This is a genomic window from Maribacter sp. (assembly GCA_020629415.1).
In the GTDB taxonomy this organism is placed as follows: domain Bacteria; phylum Bacteroidota; class Bacteroidia; order Flavobacteriales; family Flavobacteriaceae; genus Maribacter; species Maribacter huludaoensis.
In genome coordinates this window covers 76,910-93,337 of the sequence record JAHDDL010000007.1, presented here as the reverse complement: position 1 = coordinate 93,337, position 16,428 = coordinate 76,910, and the positions used below count along the sequence as shown (strand labels likewise).

Here is a 16,428-nt window from a genome sequence, read left to right as displayed (position 1 = left end):
AAATTTGAAATACTGCATAGGATAAAAGTACCTAACTATGCGTATTTTTGAGGAAAACGAAATAAATGTTAAAAGTTGGTGTTTTAGGAGCTGGGCATTTAGGCAAGATACATCTTAGACTTCTAAAAGAATCTCAAAAATATGAACTTGTCGGTTTTTACGATGCGGACAGTTCTAATGGCGAAAAGGTTAGTTCTGAATTTGGTTATACTTATTTCCAAAATCTTGATGATCTCATTAATGCCGTTGATGTTGTAGATATTGTAACCCCTACCCTTTCTCATTATGATTGTGCAAAGAAAGCAATTGAGAAAAGTAAGCATATATTTATTGAAAAACCTATTACCCATACCTTAGAGGAAGCTAATTCATTACTGGCCTTAGAAAAAGAATATGGCATTAAAGGACAAGTGGGTCATGTAGAACGTTTTAACCCTGCGTTTACTTCCGTAAAACAGGCCATAAAAGAACCAATGTTCATTGAGGCACATAGATTGGCAGAATTTAATCCTAGAGGCACAGATGTACCTGTAGTTCTTGATTTAATGATTCATGATATCGACGCTATATTAAGTGTTGTTAATTCTGAAGTGGTACAGGTAAATGCCAGCGGTGTTTCGGTCATTAGTCAATCACCGGATATTGCAAACGCACGCTTAGAGTTCGCAAATGGTTGCGTAGCAAATTTAACGGCCAGTAGAATTTCTTTAAAGAATATGAGAAAATCCAGATTTTTTCAAAAAGACGCGTATATATCCGTTGATTTTCTTGAAAAGAAAGTTGAGGTCGTAAAAATGAAAGATGCCCCAAAAGAACCGGGTGATTTTGATATGATCTTACAAAATGCGGAAGGCGTTAAAAAACAGATTTATTTTGAAAATCCGTCCATTGAGACCAATAACGCCATTTTAGATGAGCTAGAGTCTTTTGCGGTTGCTATTACAAATAATTCAACGCCTGTAGTAAGTTTAAAACAAGGAACACAAGCACTAAAAGTTGCATTACAGATTATTGCAGCATTTAATCCAAATAAAATATGAAAACAGTTGCGGTTATAGGTGCTGGTACTATGGGTAATGGTATTGCCCACGTATTTGCCCAAAACAATTTTAAAGTACACCTAATTGATGTTTCTAAAGATGCATTGGACAAAGGTATTGCTACCATTACAAAAAATCTTGACCGTATGGTGGCGAAAGATAAAATCAGTGAAAATGACAAAAAAAATACGCTTGTCAACATTACACCTTTTACAGAGTTACAGCTTGGTGTATCTAATGTTGATCTAGCTATTGAAGCTGCCACAGAAAATGTAACTATAAAACTTAAAATCTTTAAAGAACTTGATGACTTTTGCGACGCTAATACCATTTTAGCTTCAAATACTTCTTCAATTTCAATAACACAGATAGCTGCCGCTACCAGTAGACCTGATAAGGTGATAGGAATGCATTTTATGAATCCGGTTCCTATTATGAAATTAGTAGAGATTATTCGTGGATATAGTACTTCTAACGAGACCACTACCGCTATCATGGAACTTTCCGAAAAATTAAGTAAGACTCCAACAGAAGTAAATGACTATCCTGGTTTTGTGGCAAATAGAATTTTAATGCCCATGGTCAACGAAGCTATTGAAACCTTACATCATGGTGTTGCAGGTGTTGAAGAAATAGATACGGTAATGAAGTTGGGAATGGCGCACCCTATGGGACCATTACAATTAGCTGATTTTATTGGTTTAGATGTTTGTCTTTCTATTTTAAACGTTATGCACGACGGATTTAAAAATCCTAAATATGCACCATCGCCATTACTTGTAAATATGGTTATGGCAGGCAAAAAAGGTGTAAAATCCGGTGAAGGCTTTTATGATTATTCAGAAAATAGAAAGGCAGAGGTAGTATCAAGTCAATTTAAGAAATAAGAGTCCTTAAGAACTGTAAAAATATATGTCTATAAAAGAAAACTTATTAGCCATAAAAGATACCATTCCCGAGTCCGTTACCTTGGTTGCCGTTTCAAAAACAAAACCAATATCGTACCTTCAAGAGGCATATGATCAGGGACAACGTGTTTTTGGAGAGAATAGGGTTCAAGAAATGACGGAAAAGTGGAAGAACTTACCAAAAGATATTAAATGGCACATGATAGGGCACCTTCAACGCAACAAGGTTAAATATATGGCCGAGTATGTTTCTTTGGTCCACGGGGTCGACAGCCCTAGATTGTTGGCAGAAATTAATAAACAAGCAAAAAAGCATAACCGCATTATCCCATGTTTACTTCAGGTACATATTGCCGAGGAAGACACCAAGTTTGGCTTTAACGAAGAAGAGCTACTTGATCTAGTTGATAATGAAGAATTTAAAGCCTTTGAAAATGTAAAAATTGAAGGATTAATGGGTATGGCTACCTTTACCGATAATATGGAACAAGTACGTAGAGAGTTCAGTAGTCTTAAATCCCTTTTCGTAAAACTTCAAAGTACTTATTCGGATTTTACTACTCTTTCTATGGGTATGAGCGGTGATTACAAAATAGCTATAGAAGAAGGAAGTACCATGGTACGTATAGGAAGTAGTATCTTTGGATCAAGAAATTAATATCTAGAGATCTACCCCATAATTTATAAACTATTACATGTACGCAATTTTAGATATTGAAACTACTGGAGGAAAATTTAATGAGGAGGGTATCACCGAAATTGCTATTCACAAATTTGATGGACAAAAGGTAGTCGACAAATTCATTAGCTTGGTAAATCCGGAAAGGGAAATACAACCTTTTGTTGTGAAACTTACCGGAATTAATAGCAAAATGCTAAGAACTGCACCTAAATTCTACGAGGTAGCCAAACGCATTATAGAAATTACAGAAGATACGGTCATTGTAGCCCATAATGCCCAGTTCGATTATAGAATTTTAAGAACGGAATTTAGACGTTTAGGTTATAATTTTGAACGCAAAACGCTTTGTACCGTAGATCTTTCAAAGTTATTATTACCAGATGCCGAATCCTATAGTCTTGGTAAATTGGTACGATCTTTGGGCATACCGGTAAGTGACAGACACCGTGCAAACGGTGATGCCTTGGCTACTATAAAATTGTTTAAACTGTTACTTGCCAAAGATTCTGAAAAAATAATCATTAAAGACACTATCAGAAAAGAAACACAGGGCGAACTATCTGAAAAACAATTGGATATAGTAAGAGACTTACCGAATAAAACCGGAGTTTTTTACATGCATGATAAGGATGGGGAGATCATCCACCTTAGCAAATCGAACGACATTAAAAAGAGGGTCAACCAAATTTTTACCAAGACCAATACCAAGTCCAGAAAATTAACCAAAGACACTAAAAAGGTAACTTTTGAACTTACCGGCAACGAACTTATTGCCATTTTAAAAGAACATGAAGAGCTATTAAAACTTAGGCCAAAATATAGCACCATCCCCAAAAAAAGAATGTACAGTCATGCTATCTGTAAAAGGGTCAATGAAAACGGCTATTTTGCCCTAGATATTAAGCCTTATAGAGAATGTAAAGAGACCATTTGGCTTTTTAACAGTGTATTCAGTGCTAAGAATTACTTGTACAAGATTACCAAAGAGTTTCAACTTTGCGAAAAAGTAAACGGTATTAGCGAAGCTCGAAATAATTGTTCAGGTTATGATAATAACACTTGTAATGGAGCATGTATCAATAAAGAAAGTATTGAGGAATATAATAAACGCGTAATTGCGGCAACTACACAAAATAGCATTAAAGGCAAAAAAGTTATTGTGGTGGACAAAGGTCGAGAAATTGGCGAACAAAGTGCTATTTTAATTAAAAATGGCTCTTTAGTGGGCTTTGGGTTCTATGATTTGAACTATCAAATAAATAATATTCATATATTAGAAAGTATAATTACACCAATGAACGGTACTCTTGACGCCAATTATCTTATTGAATCGTATTTAAGAAAGAAAAGGGTACTTAAAATAATAGAAATAAACGAATAGTTTGAAAGAAGAAGAAAAACTTTCACCTTGGAAACATAAAATTCATGAAATAATTTATGAGGCGGACACCCCTATGGGTAAATTGTTCGATATAATTCTCTTCATAATCATAATTTTCAGTGTCATTCTTATCATGCTAGAAAGTGTAAAAGCTATTGATGCCGAATATCATGATATTTTATTTGTGCTTGAATGGGTCGTTACCATTTTCTTCACCATTGAATATATTGCAAGAATTATATCTATAAGAAAACCAAGCGCCTATATTTTTAGTTTTTATGGCATTATAGACTTTTTATCTACCATACCATTATACATCTCATATATTTTTGCCGGATCGCAGGTATTACTAGCGGTTAGGGCATTTAGATTATTACGGGTTTTCCGTATTTTAAAACTTGCTCGTTTTCTGGGTGAAGCTTCACAACTTAAAAGAGCCTTAAAGGCCAGTAGGGCAAAAATTACGGTGTTTCTGTTTGCAGTTCTTATTGCTTCGGTAATGATGGGAACACTTATGTATTTAGTTGAAGGTGATGAAGCAGGATTTACAAGTATACCCACAAGTATATATTGGACCATAGTGACACTTACTACCGTAGGCTATGGTGATATTGCACCGATTACACCACAAGGTCAAGCAATTGCAACTATTATTATGTTATTAGGTTATGGCATCATTGCGGTACCTACAGGTATGGTTACCGCCGAATTTTCTAAGCAAAGTAAAGATACATCAGACCTTAAGACATCAGGAAGTTATGTCCATATCAATACGCAATGTTGCCCAACCTGTAGTAAAGAAGGCCATAGAGATGACGCTACACATTGTTATAACTGTGGATCTATTTTAAATGAATAAAATTCTTATATCGGTAGTAGGCCCAACCGCCATTGGCAAGACCAAATTGGCAATTCTCTTGGCGCAGCATTATAATACCGAAATTATATCGGCAGATTCCAGACAGTTTTTCAAAGAAATGAATATTGGTACCGCAGTTCCAAGTTTAGAAGAGCTATCGCAAGCAAAACATCATTTTATACAACATAAAAACTTTAGTGAACAGTATACAGTGGGCGATTTTGAAAGGGAAGCTATTGATAAATTATCTCATCTTTTTAAAACCCATGATGTGGTTATTATGGTTGGCGGCAGCGGACTATATGTAAATGCCGTTACAGATGGTCTAAACGACTTCCCAAACATTGATCCATCTATTCGAGAAGATTTGAACAAAGAGCTAGCCGAAAAAGGTATAGAAGCTTTACAGGTAAAATTAAAGCAACTTGATCCTGTATATTTTGAAAAGGTTGACATTCAAAATCCACAAAGAGTTATCAGGGCATTAGAAGTTACCATTGGTAGCGGCTCTACCTATTCTTCGTTTCTTGATAAACCAAAGGAAGAAAGAGAATTCAAAGTAGTATCCATTGGCTTAAAAGCCGATAGACCCATTATTTATGAACGCATCAACCAACGTGTTGATTTAATGATGGACGCAGGACTTTTACAGGAAGTTGAGGGCTTGGCAGATTTTAAAGATTTGAACGCTTTGCAAACGGTTGGCTACAAGGAGCTTTTTAAGTATTTTTCTGGCGAATGGACTTTAGAATTCGCAATTTCTGAAATTAAGAAGAATACACGAAGATTTGCAAAAAGACAACTTACCTGGTTTTTGAGAAATAAAAATACCAAATGGATTGATTTTGATTATGAGCCTACAACACTTTTGTCTAAAATTGATAATGAAATTGTAAATTTAAAACATGGTTAAAAAACAAATTTTATATCTAATGGGTGTTTCAGGCAGCGGAAAATCTACCATTGGGCAACTATTGGCAGAGAAATTACAATTTCCTTTTTTTGATGGAGACAGTTTTCATCCAGAAGCAAATGTGAAGAAAATGAGTGAAGGTCACCCGTTAAACGATGATGATCGACAAGGTTGGTTAGAAAAACTTAATGAGGTAGGTTTTGAAAATTTAGCTACAGGAGCGGTAATTGTATGCTCTTCCTTAAAAGAAAAATACAGAGCTATACTTGGTAAAAATTTAGAGAATAAACATCAATTCATTTTTTTGGACGGTAGTTTTGAACTTATAGAAGCTAGACTTAATAATCGAAAAAACCACTACATGCCTAAAGGCTTATTACAATCTCAATTTGATGACCTTGAAACTCCTAAAGATGCGCTAACGGTATCCATTGATCAGACTCCCAATGAAATTGTAAAAGAAATAATAGAAAAGTTATAAAATAAAAAAGCATCCTTTCCGGATGCTTTTTTTATACTAGTTTTTAAGAAAATTATTCTCCCTCTGCCTTTACAACTAAACGGAAACCTTCTCCATGTATATTTAGTATTTCAACGGTATCATCAACTTTTAGATACTTACGTAATTTTGCAATATAAACATCCATGCTACGAGAGGTAAAATAATTATCATCTCTCCAAATCTTTGTCAATGCCAATTCCCTTGGCATTAAATCATTCTCATGTAAAGCTAATAAACGTAGCAATTCGTTCTCTTTTGGAGAAAGTTTAATTGACTCTTCGTCTTTATATTTTAAGAATCTTAATTTTGAATTTAAGTGAAAGCCACCGATCGTAAACTCAAACTTCTTACTATCTGCCAAGCCATTAGAAGCTTTTCTCTGCAAGATAGCCTTCAATTTCATTAACAATACCTCAGAATCAAAAGGCTTGTTCAAATAATCATCTGCACCAGCTTTATATCCTTTAAGAACATCTTCCTTCATTGTTTTTGCCGTCAAAAATACAATAGGTACATTTTCATTCTTTTCACGAATTTCTTTCGCTAATGTGAAACCGTCCTTATAAGGCATCATCACATCTAAAATACAGATATCATAATTATCTTTTTTGAACTTCTCAAAACCTTCCATTCCATTCTTTGCCAACGTGACGTCAAAGTCATTCATTGACAAATAATCTTTCAATACAATCCCAAAATTTGGGTCATCCTCTACTAAAAGTATTTTCTTGTTTATTGTTTCCATATATTTTTATATTAACGGCAATTTTATGTAAAATGTACTTCCTTTTCCTTTTTCACTTTCGGCATATACTTCGCCTTGGTGGTCTTCAACTATTTTTTTAACGTAAGACAAACCTAATCCATGTCCTTTAACGTTATGTAAATCTCCTGTGTGCTCTCTATAGAATTTTTCAAATACCTTCTTTACCACTGCTTTACTCATACCGGCACCTTGATCCTGAACCTTTATTATGATGTAATTCTTAGCTCTTTCTGTAAATACATCTATTTTTGGTGCTTCTTCAGAATACTTGATCGCATTGTCTAACATATTGACTATTACATTGGTAAAATGCATTTCATTGGCCAAAACTTCGCAACGTTCAGCGTCTAAATGGGTATGTATATAGCCACCTCTATCATCAACTATCAATTCTACGTGAGTAATGGCATCTTCTATAATGTCGTGAACATTGACCCTATCCTTACTTATATCAAGCTGATTTTTTTCAAGTTTAGAGATTCTAAGTACATTTTCAACCTGTGCATGCATTCTTTTATTCTCATCTCTAATCATCTGTAAATAACGCAAAACCTTTTCCTGGTCCGTTATTATTTTAGGGTTCCTAATTGCCTCTACCGCCAAATTTATAGTAGCTATCGGAGTTTTAAACTCATGTGTCATATTATTTATGAAATCCGTTTTTATTTCAGATATCTGTTTTTGACGTATAAGTTGATAAATTGCCCCGGCATACGCGACTACAATAATTATCGTAAATAATAATGAAAGCAGCGCTAGACCCAAAATATTCTGTACCAAAAATCGCTTTTTCTTGGGAAAAGAAATTAACAAATCGAAATTTGAGACACCTTCAAAATCCACAAACATAGGAGACTTATAAATATTTGATTCTGCGTATTTAAATTTGGAAGATTTTACCTTGGTCGGTAGACCATTGCTATATACTCCATATTCAAAAGCAATATCAACACCCCTATTCTCTAACTCTCGCTGTAACAACAATTCAATTTCTTGTTTGGAAACACGTTTATGAATAGGCACACGTTTTGCATGAACCATAAACATTTCTTCCATGGCGGCCTTTTCCATCTTATTAAGACCACCAATTTTTTCAATCCGCTGAATAGGATTAAAACGTGGAGTGTTACCTTCTAAATCAAAATCTTCCCTAAATATAGAGGTAGTTCGCTTACTTGTAAAATTTTTAATGATAGTGGTATCAGCACCATCACTACTATCAAAGAACGTAGAAGAAATACCATAATCCTCTTCTAAAATACCGTGTTCATACAACAATATTTCATTAGAATTGATATCCCTATCAATAAAGAAAAAATTAGTGAGCTGAGCACCTTTAAGCTCTCCTCCAATACTATCCTTTGCATGTAAATACCTATCAAAGTAATTTTTGGTTTCTCTTTCGGTAATCTTGTTGGTAACACTGTTCAATGCTTCAGAAACACTACTAGAGAATTGCTCCTCTCCGCTATCTATGGATTTACTGATCCAGAAACTTTGAACAAAAATCAGACCAACAAGTGAAAGGCTCATCAAAACCACTAAGAGCACAAATAACTTTTTGTTCATTGGGTGTTAAAATTAAAGATTTAACAGTTAGAGGTCAGTACGTTTAACCTAACCTTAACAAAAATGTTAAAATTGCTAAATAACTAGTGTTCAGTAAGGATAGATGCGTGGACTTGAAGCACTTTTTCCTTGGTAATTTCCAAATCAATATTTTCTATAACAAAATTGGCCAACTCTAATTTAATTTTGTCTTCAAGTTGATTGTCCATACGTGCTTCAACTTGCGCTCTTGTTGTATTATCCCTAGCCAATACACGACCAATTCTTACTTCTTTTGGTGCAGTAACCAAAATAACTTCATCATACAATGCTTGAGATTTATTTTCGAACAGTAATGCCGTTTCTTGAATTACATATCTAGCATTTTGATTTTTGGCCCATGCTACAAAATCTTCCCTAACTACCGGATGAACTATGTCATTAAGTTTAGCCAACAAGTTCTTATCATTAAAAACTTTACTAGCTATAAACGCTCTATTTAATTTACCATCAAGAAACGCCTCCTCTCCTAGTAATTCAATTAACTGGTCATGAATAGCTTTAGAAGAATTCATTAAATGCTTTGCCCTTTGATCAGAATCATAGACCGGCACACCTAGATCTTTGAACATTGATGCAACAGTAGATTTTCCGCTACCTATACCTCCTGTTAAACCTATTGTTATCATTCTCTTCGAAGTATAAATTCAACCTCATTCGTATTCATTATGGCATTATGTAATACTCTTGGATACTTTTTTAGTGTTATAGACAATCTATTTCCTGTTTCTTTTGAAACTTTTAAATAATCTGCCTCTACCGAAAAATCTTCTACCTCTAATTCTTTCAAATGCTCTAATGTACCCTGACAACGTACTTCAACAATTTCAGGAAATGTACGAACCTTAATATTTTCCGGTAGGTTAATAACATGAACCGGAACCTGAATAACTTGTTCCGAAAACTTGACCACCTTACCAGATATAGCAACACTATTACTTGAAAAAGTTGTTCCTTTTAATTGTGTTGGCAGCTGTAGATTTATTTCATTTGAGAATGAGCTATTTATATAATCAGATTTAAACAATGTGGTCTTAATTTGATTAATGGTATCTATTTGGCTTTTAGGTCCTGAAATTTGTATTGAATCTGGCTCAACTTTAATCTCGCCTTCAAGAATATGATTAGATGCAAAGGTTAAATCTACCAAAGCTTTTACCGGCACTTTTTTTGTTTCTAAAGATGTAAAATCAAAATATATAGCATCGCTATCAAAATCCGTTAAGGTACTATAATTATTAAGCTGGGATTCTAATTGTATTCTTATTTGATCTGCAGATAAATAGTATGCTTCGTCTTTGTGCATTACTTTGCTAACATCTAATTGTACATGCTTAGGTTTAAGTTCATAGCCTAAAAACTGAAAGCCCGCTGCTTGTAGCCGTACCTCAATCTCTTCTTTAGGAGTGTTGGCCAATAAAAATTCTTTGGGAACATTAATATACTCAACTTTAAAAGTAGTATTGTTAGTGTAGGTCAGTGATAATTTGTTAATTAACCAGGCTAGAGAGGCACACAACAAGAACACCAGAAAAACTTTTACCTTTCTCTTTTTAAGTCCTGTCTTTATCCACTCTACTAATCGTTCCATCACTTTTAACTAAAAAATAATTTCGGAAAAATTTCCTCCGGCTTTTTACTTAAGAAATTAATATACAAGGTTGATTTTAAAAACCCGTATCCATATCCAAAAAATTGTATCGCTGTTGCCACTAAAGATAAAAAAGCAACTTTTAAATTACTGGTTTTTCTAAGTGCATCTATGAATAATAACAGATAGTATAAAGAATAAAAATACAATGGCACCATAAACCCTGCTATCGCCAATATAATTGAACCCAATAACCCTAAGCAAAACACGGTAGGAAACCAATACGTGATTTTCTTAGTTTCTGGATGCCACTTATTTAATATAGGGCGTACCATCCCAAATTTATTGACCTGAATATAAAATTTGTTCCAGTCTATTCGTCTTTTATGATACACAAATGCCTCTGAAATCAATTTGGTTTTATAGCCCTTGTTCCAAATGCGTATGGTAAGATCTGGATCTTCACCCGGATGAATGTTACCGTAACCGCCAACATTCTCAAAAGCTTCTTTAGAAATGCCCATATTAAAACTTCTGGGCTGGAATTTATCTACCGCTTTTTTACCACCACGAATTCCGCCTGTGGTCAAAAAAGAAGTCATTGCATAATTTATGGCTTTTTGCACGGTAGAAAATGATTCATGCGCCGCATCCGGCCCACCATAACAATGCACAAAATCTTCCCTTAAACTTTTCTCAACTTTAACAAGATACTGTGGGGGTAAAATACAGTCAGAGTCCAACACAATAAAATAATTGCCCTTTGCCCTAGCCATACCATAATTACGGGAATCACCGGGACCAGAATTAGGCTTTTTATAATATGAAATTGCCAAATAGTCTACATAATCACCAATTACTTCTTCAGATGAAATAGTAGAACCGTCTTCAACGATGACCACCTCAAAAATATTGTCATAGGTCTGTAAACGTAGACTATCCAACAACTCCTTAATTTCATTGGGTCTATTGTATACAGGAATGATAAAAGAAAACGATAAGTTCATTATAACTCTCCTTTTATAAATAGGCTCCAATGAAATTGGAAAATTTAAATCTTGATTAAAACTTCTCTATAACTTCTTGGCTAACCCCTGTATTAGAGAAACCGCCGTCATGAAACAAGTTCTGCATTGTAACCTTTCTCGTAAGATCTGAAAATAAAGTAATGGTATAATCTGCACAATCTTGAGCCGATGCATTACCTAACGGAGACATTTTTTCCGCATAACTAATGAATCCGTCAAAACCTTTTACTCCTTGCCCAGCAGTAGTAGCCGTAGGTGATTGTGAAATAGTATTTACACGTACTTTTTTCTCTTTACCGAAGAAATATCCAAAACTACGGGCTACAGATTCTAAATATGCTTTATTATCTGCCATGTCATTGTAATCAGGGAAAGTTCTTTGAGCTGCCATGTAAGTAAGCGCTACAATACTACCCCACTCGTTCATTGCATCTGCTTTGTACAATGATTGCATTACCTTATGAAATGATAATGCCGAAACATCCCATCCTTTTTGAGTAAAATCATACTTCTCATCTGTATACGCCCTACCTTTACGTACGTTTACAGACATACCGATGGAATGCAATACAAAATCGATTTTCCCTCCTAATATTTCAACTGCTTTTGCCACCAAATTATCAAGGTCTTCAACACTTGTAGCGTCTGCAGGTATAATTTCTGAACCGGTTTCTTTTGCCAATTGGTCTATTTGACCCATTCTCATTGCAATTGGGGCGTTTGTTAAAACAAACGTACCACCTTCTGCGTGTACCGTTTGTGCCGTTTTCCATGCAATAGAATTTTCATCTAGTGCTCCAAATATAATTCCCCTTTTACCTTTTAATAAGTTATATCCCATGATGGTCGATTGTATAGTTAAATTTAAAATTCAAAGATATCTAAAATATGTTAATAGCGAATTGAAGTACCACTTAAATACCCTAAAACAATAGCACTAATATATGCATAGAAATTCAGCATCATTTGAGTAAATATAGAATACCCTATAGTCTATAGTATCAATTACCGGTGGATGAACTTAAAAGCTCCTTTGCATGTGCCAGGGCAGAATCTGACAAATCTTTACCGCTTAGCATATGCGCCAACTCTACCACTCTTTCATCATCTGTCAGTTTCTTTAAGTTAGTCATGGTACGCTCCTTAGCTTCAGTTTTAAAAACTTTAAAATGATTATTACCTTTTGATGCTACCTGGGGTAGATGCGTGATAGAGAATACCTGCAGATCTGCACTCATATCTTTCATGATATCTGCCATACGGTCAGAGATTTCACCAGATACACCGGTATCAATTTCATCGAACATAATCGTTGGCAATTTTTCATACTTGGCAAGTATCGCTTTTATCACTAACATTATTCTTGATAGTTCACCACCAGATGCTACTTTCTTTAATTCTCCATAGCTCCCACCTCTATTTGCAGTAAATAAAAATGAAAGCTCATCTTTACCGGTAGTAGTGAATGTTTCGGCATCATGTAATTTAATTTCAAACGATGCACTTGGCATACCCAACAGCCCCAAATCCGTTTCCAATTTATTCTTTAATTGAGGAATTACGGAGTTTCTCTTTTCCCTTAGTGCAATTGCTTTAGATTCTAATGCAGATGCCATGTCCTCTATTTCGGTTGTTTTAGCCGCAATTTTATCATCTAAATTGGCAGTTTCAAATACTTTATCGGCAAGATCGTTCTTTATAACAATCAAGTCTGCAATATCACTGACATTGTGCTTTTTTAATAGGTTGTATAGTAACTGTAATTTATTGCTTACTTGCTCCAATTGATCTGGATTGGCCTCTACACCTTCTTGCAGCTGCTGTAATTCGGTACTAATATCATCTAATTCTATCATTACAGATTTTACACGCTCGAACAAATCCTTATAGTTGCCGCCAAAATCTACCAATTTAGAGAGAGATTGACGCATTTCGGCCACCAAGGGCAATACACCTATCTGCTCATCATTGAACAATTGATCCCCTTTAGACAATTGCTCCATAATTAGCTCAACATTGTTCAACTGCTCATATTCTTCTTCCAGCTCTTCAATAATACCAACTTTTAAAGGTGCCTTTTCCAACTCTTCTAACAAAAACGTATTGTAATCTTGCTCTTTATTTGCTGAACTTTGCACCTCGATCAGCTTCTCAAGTTCTTTTTGCGTATTACGGTAAGCTTTTAAATCTTTTCTGTATACCAATAATCTTTTTTGATTGTTTGCCAAAGCATCTACCAGTTTTAACTGAAAGTCGTTTTCGGTAAGTTGCATGGTCTGATGCTGTGAATGTATATCTATTAAATTTTCACCCAAAGTTGATAGGACACCTAAAGTAACGGGCGTATCGTTCACAAAGGCCCTTGACTTTCCGCTTGGCAAAATTTCACGTCTAATAACCGTACTATCTTCATAGTCCAAATCATTTTCTTCGAAAAAATTCTGTAATCCGTACGTATCAATTTTAAACGTACCTTCTATAATACATTTCTGATCTTTTACCCGTAGTGAAGATAAATCTGCCCGCTTACCGAGCACCAATGACAAACCACCTAGTAAAATAGATTTACCGGCTCCTGTTTCACCGGTAATAACAGTGAAACCTTTATTGAAGTCAACTTCTAGACGATCAATTAATGCGTAATTAGAAATAGAAAGGGTTGAAAGCACGCGTTAGAATTTTAGATTCACAAAGGTAACCTATAATTCTGTTTTGTAAAATGGTTCAATATTTAATATCGTTCCAAGTTGAAGCATATAAAGGCGCTATTTTATTCAATGTTTCTTTTAGCTTTACAATATCAACCTTAGGTCCATCAGAAAAAATATTCTTAATCTCCTCTGATTTTGCATCAAAGAACGTGGAAATTAAAAAGGCATTAGGCCGTCTATTGATCATCGTTTGAAAAAGATTCATAGTACCCGCAATTACTTGTTTACCTGTGCTATTATTATCTGGCAGTATATCAAGTCCTTTTCTATGATAGTTATACATGGCAATACGATACTCCCTGTAGGTATTTGATAAAAGATTATCTATTAATTCAAATCTACTTCGGTTAGAATCGGCGGACTGGCTCCAACCGGCAGAATTACTACCTTGCGCCTGCGTTACAATATTCTGCGCTTTTCTGTAAAATTCCGTACCACCTTCCAAAGAAAACGTATCTGCATCCAAGCCTAATATGACATAGACATAATAAGCCATTACGCTTACCAAATTAGACTCAAACTGGTTCTCGTTGAAAATCATTGGTTGAAATTCTATGTACCTAAAATTAAAAGCATTGTCCTTGTAGTTAAATATAGGCGTAGAATAAGAGGTATTATATACCGGTCTTGAAGATTGTATTTGAATATTACCACTAAAACTATTAGACTCATAAGAAGTTATGGTAATGAACATTTGGGCATTTACCCTTTCATTTTCCTTGTAGACCCTATTGGTCCATTTGGTTTTATTTACATAATCATTCAATGAACGCTCCAACGTTTTAAAAACCTGAAGATCACCTTGAGTTAATTGATCTGAATTGACGGTAACGGCACAGTTTAATTCTTGTGCTATCGATACAAAACAAAAAAGGTTGAAAAGAAATAAAAATACAGCCTTACGCATATCGTCTTTTAATAATTTCATTGAAGATATCCACGGCAACTTCTGCCTTGGTCTTTAGTTCAAACGTAGTAATGTTAGAATTGGTATCTATAAATGAAATTTTATTGGTAACACCGCCAAAACCGGCGCCTTTGTCCCGCATTGAATTCAACACGATTGCATCTAGGTTCTTACGCTTTAATTTACCTTTTGCGTTTTCAATTTCGTTTTCGGTCTCTAGGGCAAAACCAACTAAAAATTGGTGTTTTTTATGATCACCGAAGGTTTTCAATATATCTTTATTCTTTACCAACTCAATGGTAAAATTTTCTTCGGATTTTTTAATTTTTTGTTCAGCAATGGTCTTTGGCCTATAATCTGCCACCGCAGCGGCACAAATTACAATATCCGATGCATCATAATACATTTGGGCACTATGATACATATCATCTGCAGAAACTACGTTGACCACATGAATAAGATCATGGGTAACGGAAAGGTTTGTAGGTCCACTTACCAAATACACTTCAGCACCAAGACCTGCAGCTGTTTTAGCAAGTTCAAACCCCATTAAACCTGTTGAGTGATTACCTATAAAACGCACTGGATCAATAGCCTCATACGTTGGCCCGGCAGTAATCAACACTTTTTTACCGGACAATGGCAAACCTTTTGACAGCTGATTTTTAATAAAGTTTACAATTTCTTCTGGCTCTGCCATCCTGCCTTCACCATGTAAGCCACTAGCCAGTTCTCCACTTGTTGCCGGTATAATGACATTACCAAATGAAGTTAATTCATCTAAGGATTTTTTTGTACTTGGATGTTTATACATATCCAAGTCCATTGCCGGAGCAACGAAAACCGGGCATTTAGCCGATAAATAAGTAGCCATCAATATATTATCACAATTACCTGTTGCCATTTTTGACATGGTATTTGCCGTGGCCGGTGCAATTAACATTAGGTCTGCCCAAAGCCCCATTTCTACATGATGATTCCAATCTACCGTATTTTCCTCTGTTTTTACAAAATCAAGAACAACAGGGTTTTTGGCCAAAGTAGCCAGCGTAAGCGGCGAAACAAAAGAGCTGGCGCTATCGGTAAGTATAACCTTAACGTTAGCGCCAGCTTTTATAAATAAACGAACTAAGAATGTTGTTTTATAAGCAGCAATGCCTCCGGTGATTCCTAAAAGAACATTTTTGCCGTTCAACATATTTCTTAAGCGTCTTTTTCCGTGTTTCTATGGTAGATTTTATCCATCAACCACTCTTCTACCGCCATTGCGTGTGGCTTAGGTAATTTTTCATAAAACTTAGAAACTTCAATTTGCTCTTTGTTTTCAAAAACTTCCTCTAAACTATCACTATAGGTAGCAAACTCTTCTAATTTCTCTAAAAGCTCTTTTTTAATTTCAGAGTTGATCTGAACAGCACGCTTTGCAGCAATTGAAATAGCCTCATAGATATTTTCTGTTGGCTGATCAAACTCGTTACGGTTAATGGTTACCGTTGATACCGATGCTTTAGAGTTTTTTAAATCGTTCATAT

General features: G+C 35.0%; 17 protein-coding genes. 7 read left to right on the top strand and 10 right to left on the bottom strand.

Features of this window, described 5'->3' with window-relative positions:
- Positions 1 to 65: 65 nt before the first annotated feature.
- The 7 genes from QZ657_RS04880 to QZ657_RS04850 are packed head-to-tail and all read left to right on the top strand — an operon-like array spanning position 66 to position 6,264.
- A complete protein-coding gene (locus QZ657_RS04880; protein WP_291965327.1) occupies positions 66 to 1,040 on the top strand; it encodes a Gfo/Idh/MocA family oxidoreductase in 975 nt (324 codons plus the stop codon).
- Positions 1,037 to 1,927 carry a 3-hydroxybutyryl-CoA dehydrogenase gene (locus tag QZ657_RS04875; protein WP_291965325.1) on the top strand — a complete coding sequence of 297 codons (891 nt, stop codon included), beginning with the start codon at positions 1,037 to 1,039 and terminating at the stop codon, positions 1,925 to 1,927. Before QZ657_RS04880 ends, QZ657_RS04875 begins: the two co-directional genes overlap by 4 nt.
- Before the next feature lie 25 nt (positions 1,928 to 1,952).
- Positions 1,953 to 2,606: a YggS family pyridoxal phosphate-dependent enzyme gene (locus tag QZ657_RS04870; RefSeq protein WP_291965323.1), complete on the top strand. Its 654-nt coding sequence runs from the start codon at positions 1,953 to 1,955 to the stop codon at positions 2,604 to 2,606.
- 37 nt (positions 2,607 to 2,643) lie between these two features.
- Complete coding sequence (locus tag QZ657_RS04865) at positions 2,644 to 4,011, top strand: exonuclease domain-containing protein (protein ID WP_291965320.1); 1,368 nt, start codon at positions 2,644 to 2,646, stop codon at positions 4,009 to 4,011.
- Position 4,012: 1 nt separating this feature from the next.
- Positions 4,013 to 4,870 carry an ion transporter gene (locus tag QZ657_RS04860; RefSeq protein WP_276472320.1) on the top strand — a complete coding sequence of 286 codons (858 nt, stop codon included), beginning with the start codon at positions 4,013 to 4,015 and terminating at the stop codon, positions 4,868 to 4,870.
- A complete protein-coding gene (miaA, locus tag QZ657_RS04855) occupies positions 4,863 to 5,783 on the top strand; it encodes a tRNA (adenosine(37)-N6)-dimethylallyltransferase MiaA (protein WP_291965318.1) in 921 nt (306 codons plus the stop codon). Before QZ657_RS04860 ends, miaA begins: the two co-directional genes overlap by 8 nt.
- A complete protein-coding gene (locus QZ657_RS04850) occupies positions 5,776 to 6,264 on the top strand; it encodes a gluconokinase (protein ID WP_291965316.1) in 489 nt (162 codons plus the stop codon). The genes miaA and QZ657_RS04850 overlap by 8 nt, the downstream gene beginning before the upstream one ends.
- A 52-nt stretch (positions 6,265 to 6,316) precedes the next feature.
- Here the strand turns inward: QZ657_RS04850 and QZ657_RS04845 are convergent, their stop codons facing one another.
- From QZ657_RS04845 to QZ657_RS04800, 10 genes are all read right to left on the bottom strand, one after another.
- Positions 6,317 to 7,030 (bottom strand): response regulator transcription factor, encoded by a 714-nt coding sequence (locus QZ657_RS04845; RefSeq protein ID WP_276472317.1) that lies wholly within the window; start codon positions 7,028 to 7,030, stop codon positions 6,317 to 6,319.
- 6 nt (positions 7,031 to 7,036) lie between these two features.
- On the bottom strand, positions 7,037 to 8,620 hold the full coding sequence (locus QZ657_RS04840; RefSeq protein ID WP_276472316.1) for a sensor histidine kinase: 1,584 nt from the start codon (positions 8,618 to 8,620) through the stop codon (positions 7,037 to 7,039).
- Between the two features lie 83 nt (positions 8,621 to 8,703).
- Positions 8,704 to 9,288, bottom strand: coding sequence for a dephospho-CoA kinase (gene coaE / locus QZ657_RS04835; protein ID WP_291965315.1), 585 nt, complete (start codon positions 9,286 to 9,288; stop codon positions 8,704 to 8,706).
- Positions 9,285 to 10,250, bottom strand: coding sequence for a CdaR family protein (locus tag QZ657_RS04830; RefSeq protein WP_291965314.1), 966 nt, complete (start codon positions 10,248 to 10,250; stop codon positions 9,285 to 9,287). The genes coaE and QZ657_RS04830 overlap by 4 nt, the downstream gene beginning before the upstream one ends.
- Positions 10,251 to 10,255: 5 nt before the next feature.
- The gene (locus QZ657_RS04825) at positions 10,256 to 11,257 is read right to left on the bottom strand and encodes a glycosyltransferase (RefSeq protein ID WP_291965312.1); all 1,002 of its coding nucleotides are present in this window, start codon (positions 11,255 to 11,257) and stop codon (positions 10,256 to 10,258) included.
- Positions 11,258 to 11,312: 55 nt separating this feature from the next.
- The gene (locus QZ657_RS04820; RefSeq protein WP_276472312.1) at positions 11,313 to 12,119 is read right to left on the bottom strand and encodes an enoyl-ACP reductase; all 807 of its coding nucleotides are present in this window, start codon (positions 12,117 to 12,119) and stop codon (positions 11,313 to 11,315) included.
- A gap of 160 nt (positions 12,120 to 12,279) precedes the next feature.
- Entirely contained in the window at positions 12,280 to 13,947 is a 1,668-nt protein-coding gene (recN, locus tag QZ657_RS04815; protein ID WP_291965311.1) for a DNA repair protein RecN, read from the bottom strand.
- Between the two features lie 55 nt (positions 13,948 to 14,002).
- A complete protein-coding gene (locus tag QZ657_RS04810; RefSeq protein WP_276472593.1) occupies positions 14,003 to 14,896 on the bottom strand; it encodes a DUF4835 family protein in 894 nt (297 codons plus the stop codon).
- Entirely contained in the window at positions 14,889 to 16,094 is a 1,206-nt protein-coding gene (coaBC, locus tag QZ657_RS04805; protein WP_291965309.1) for a bifunctional phosphopantothenoylcysteine decarboxylase/phosphopantothenate--cysteine ligase CoaBC, read from the bottom strand. Before coaBC ends, QZ657_RS04810 begins: the two co-directional genes overlap by 8 nt.
- Positions 16,095 to 16,099: 5 nt before the next feature.
- Positions 16,100 to 16,426, bottom strand: coding sequence for a DNA-directed RNA polymerase subunit omega (locus QZ657_RS04800; protein ID WP_076548396.1), 327 nt, complete (start codon positions 16,424 to 16,426; stop codon positions 16,100 to 16,102).
- Between the last annotated feature and the right edge of the window lie 2 nt (positions 16,427 to 16,428).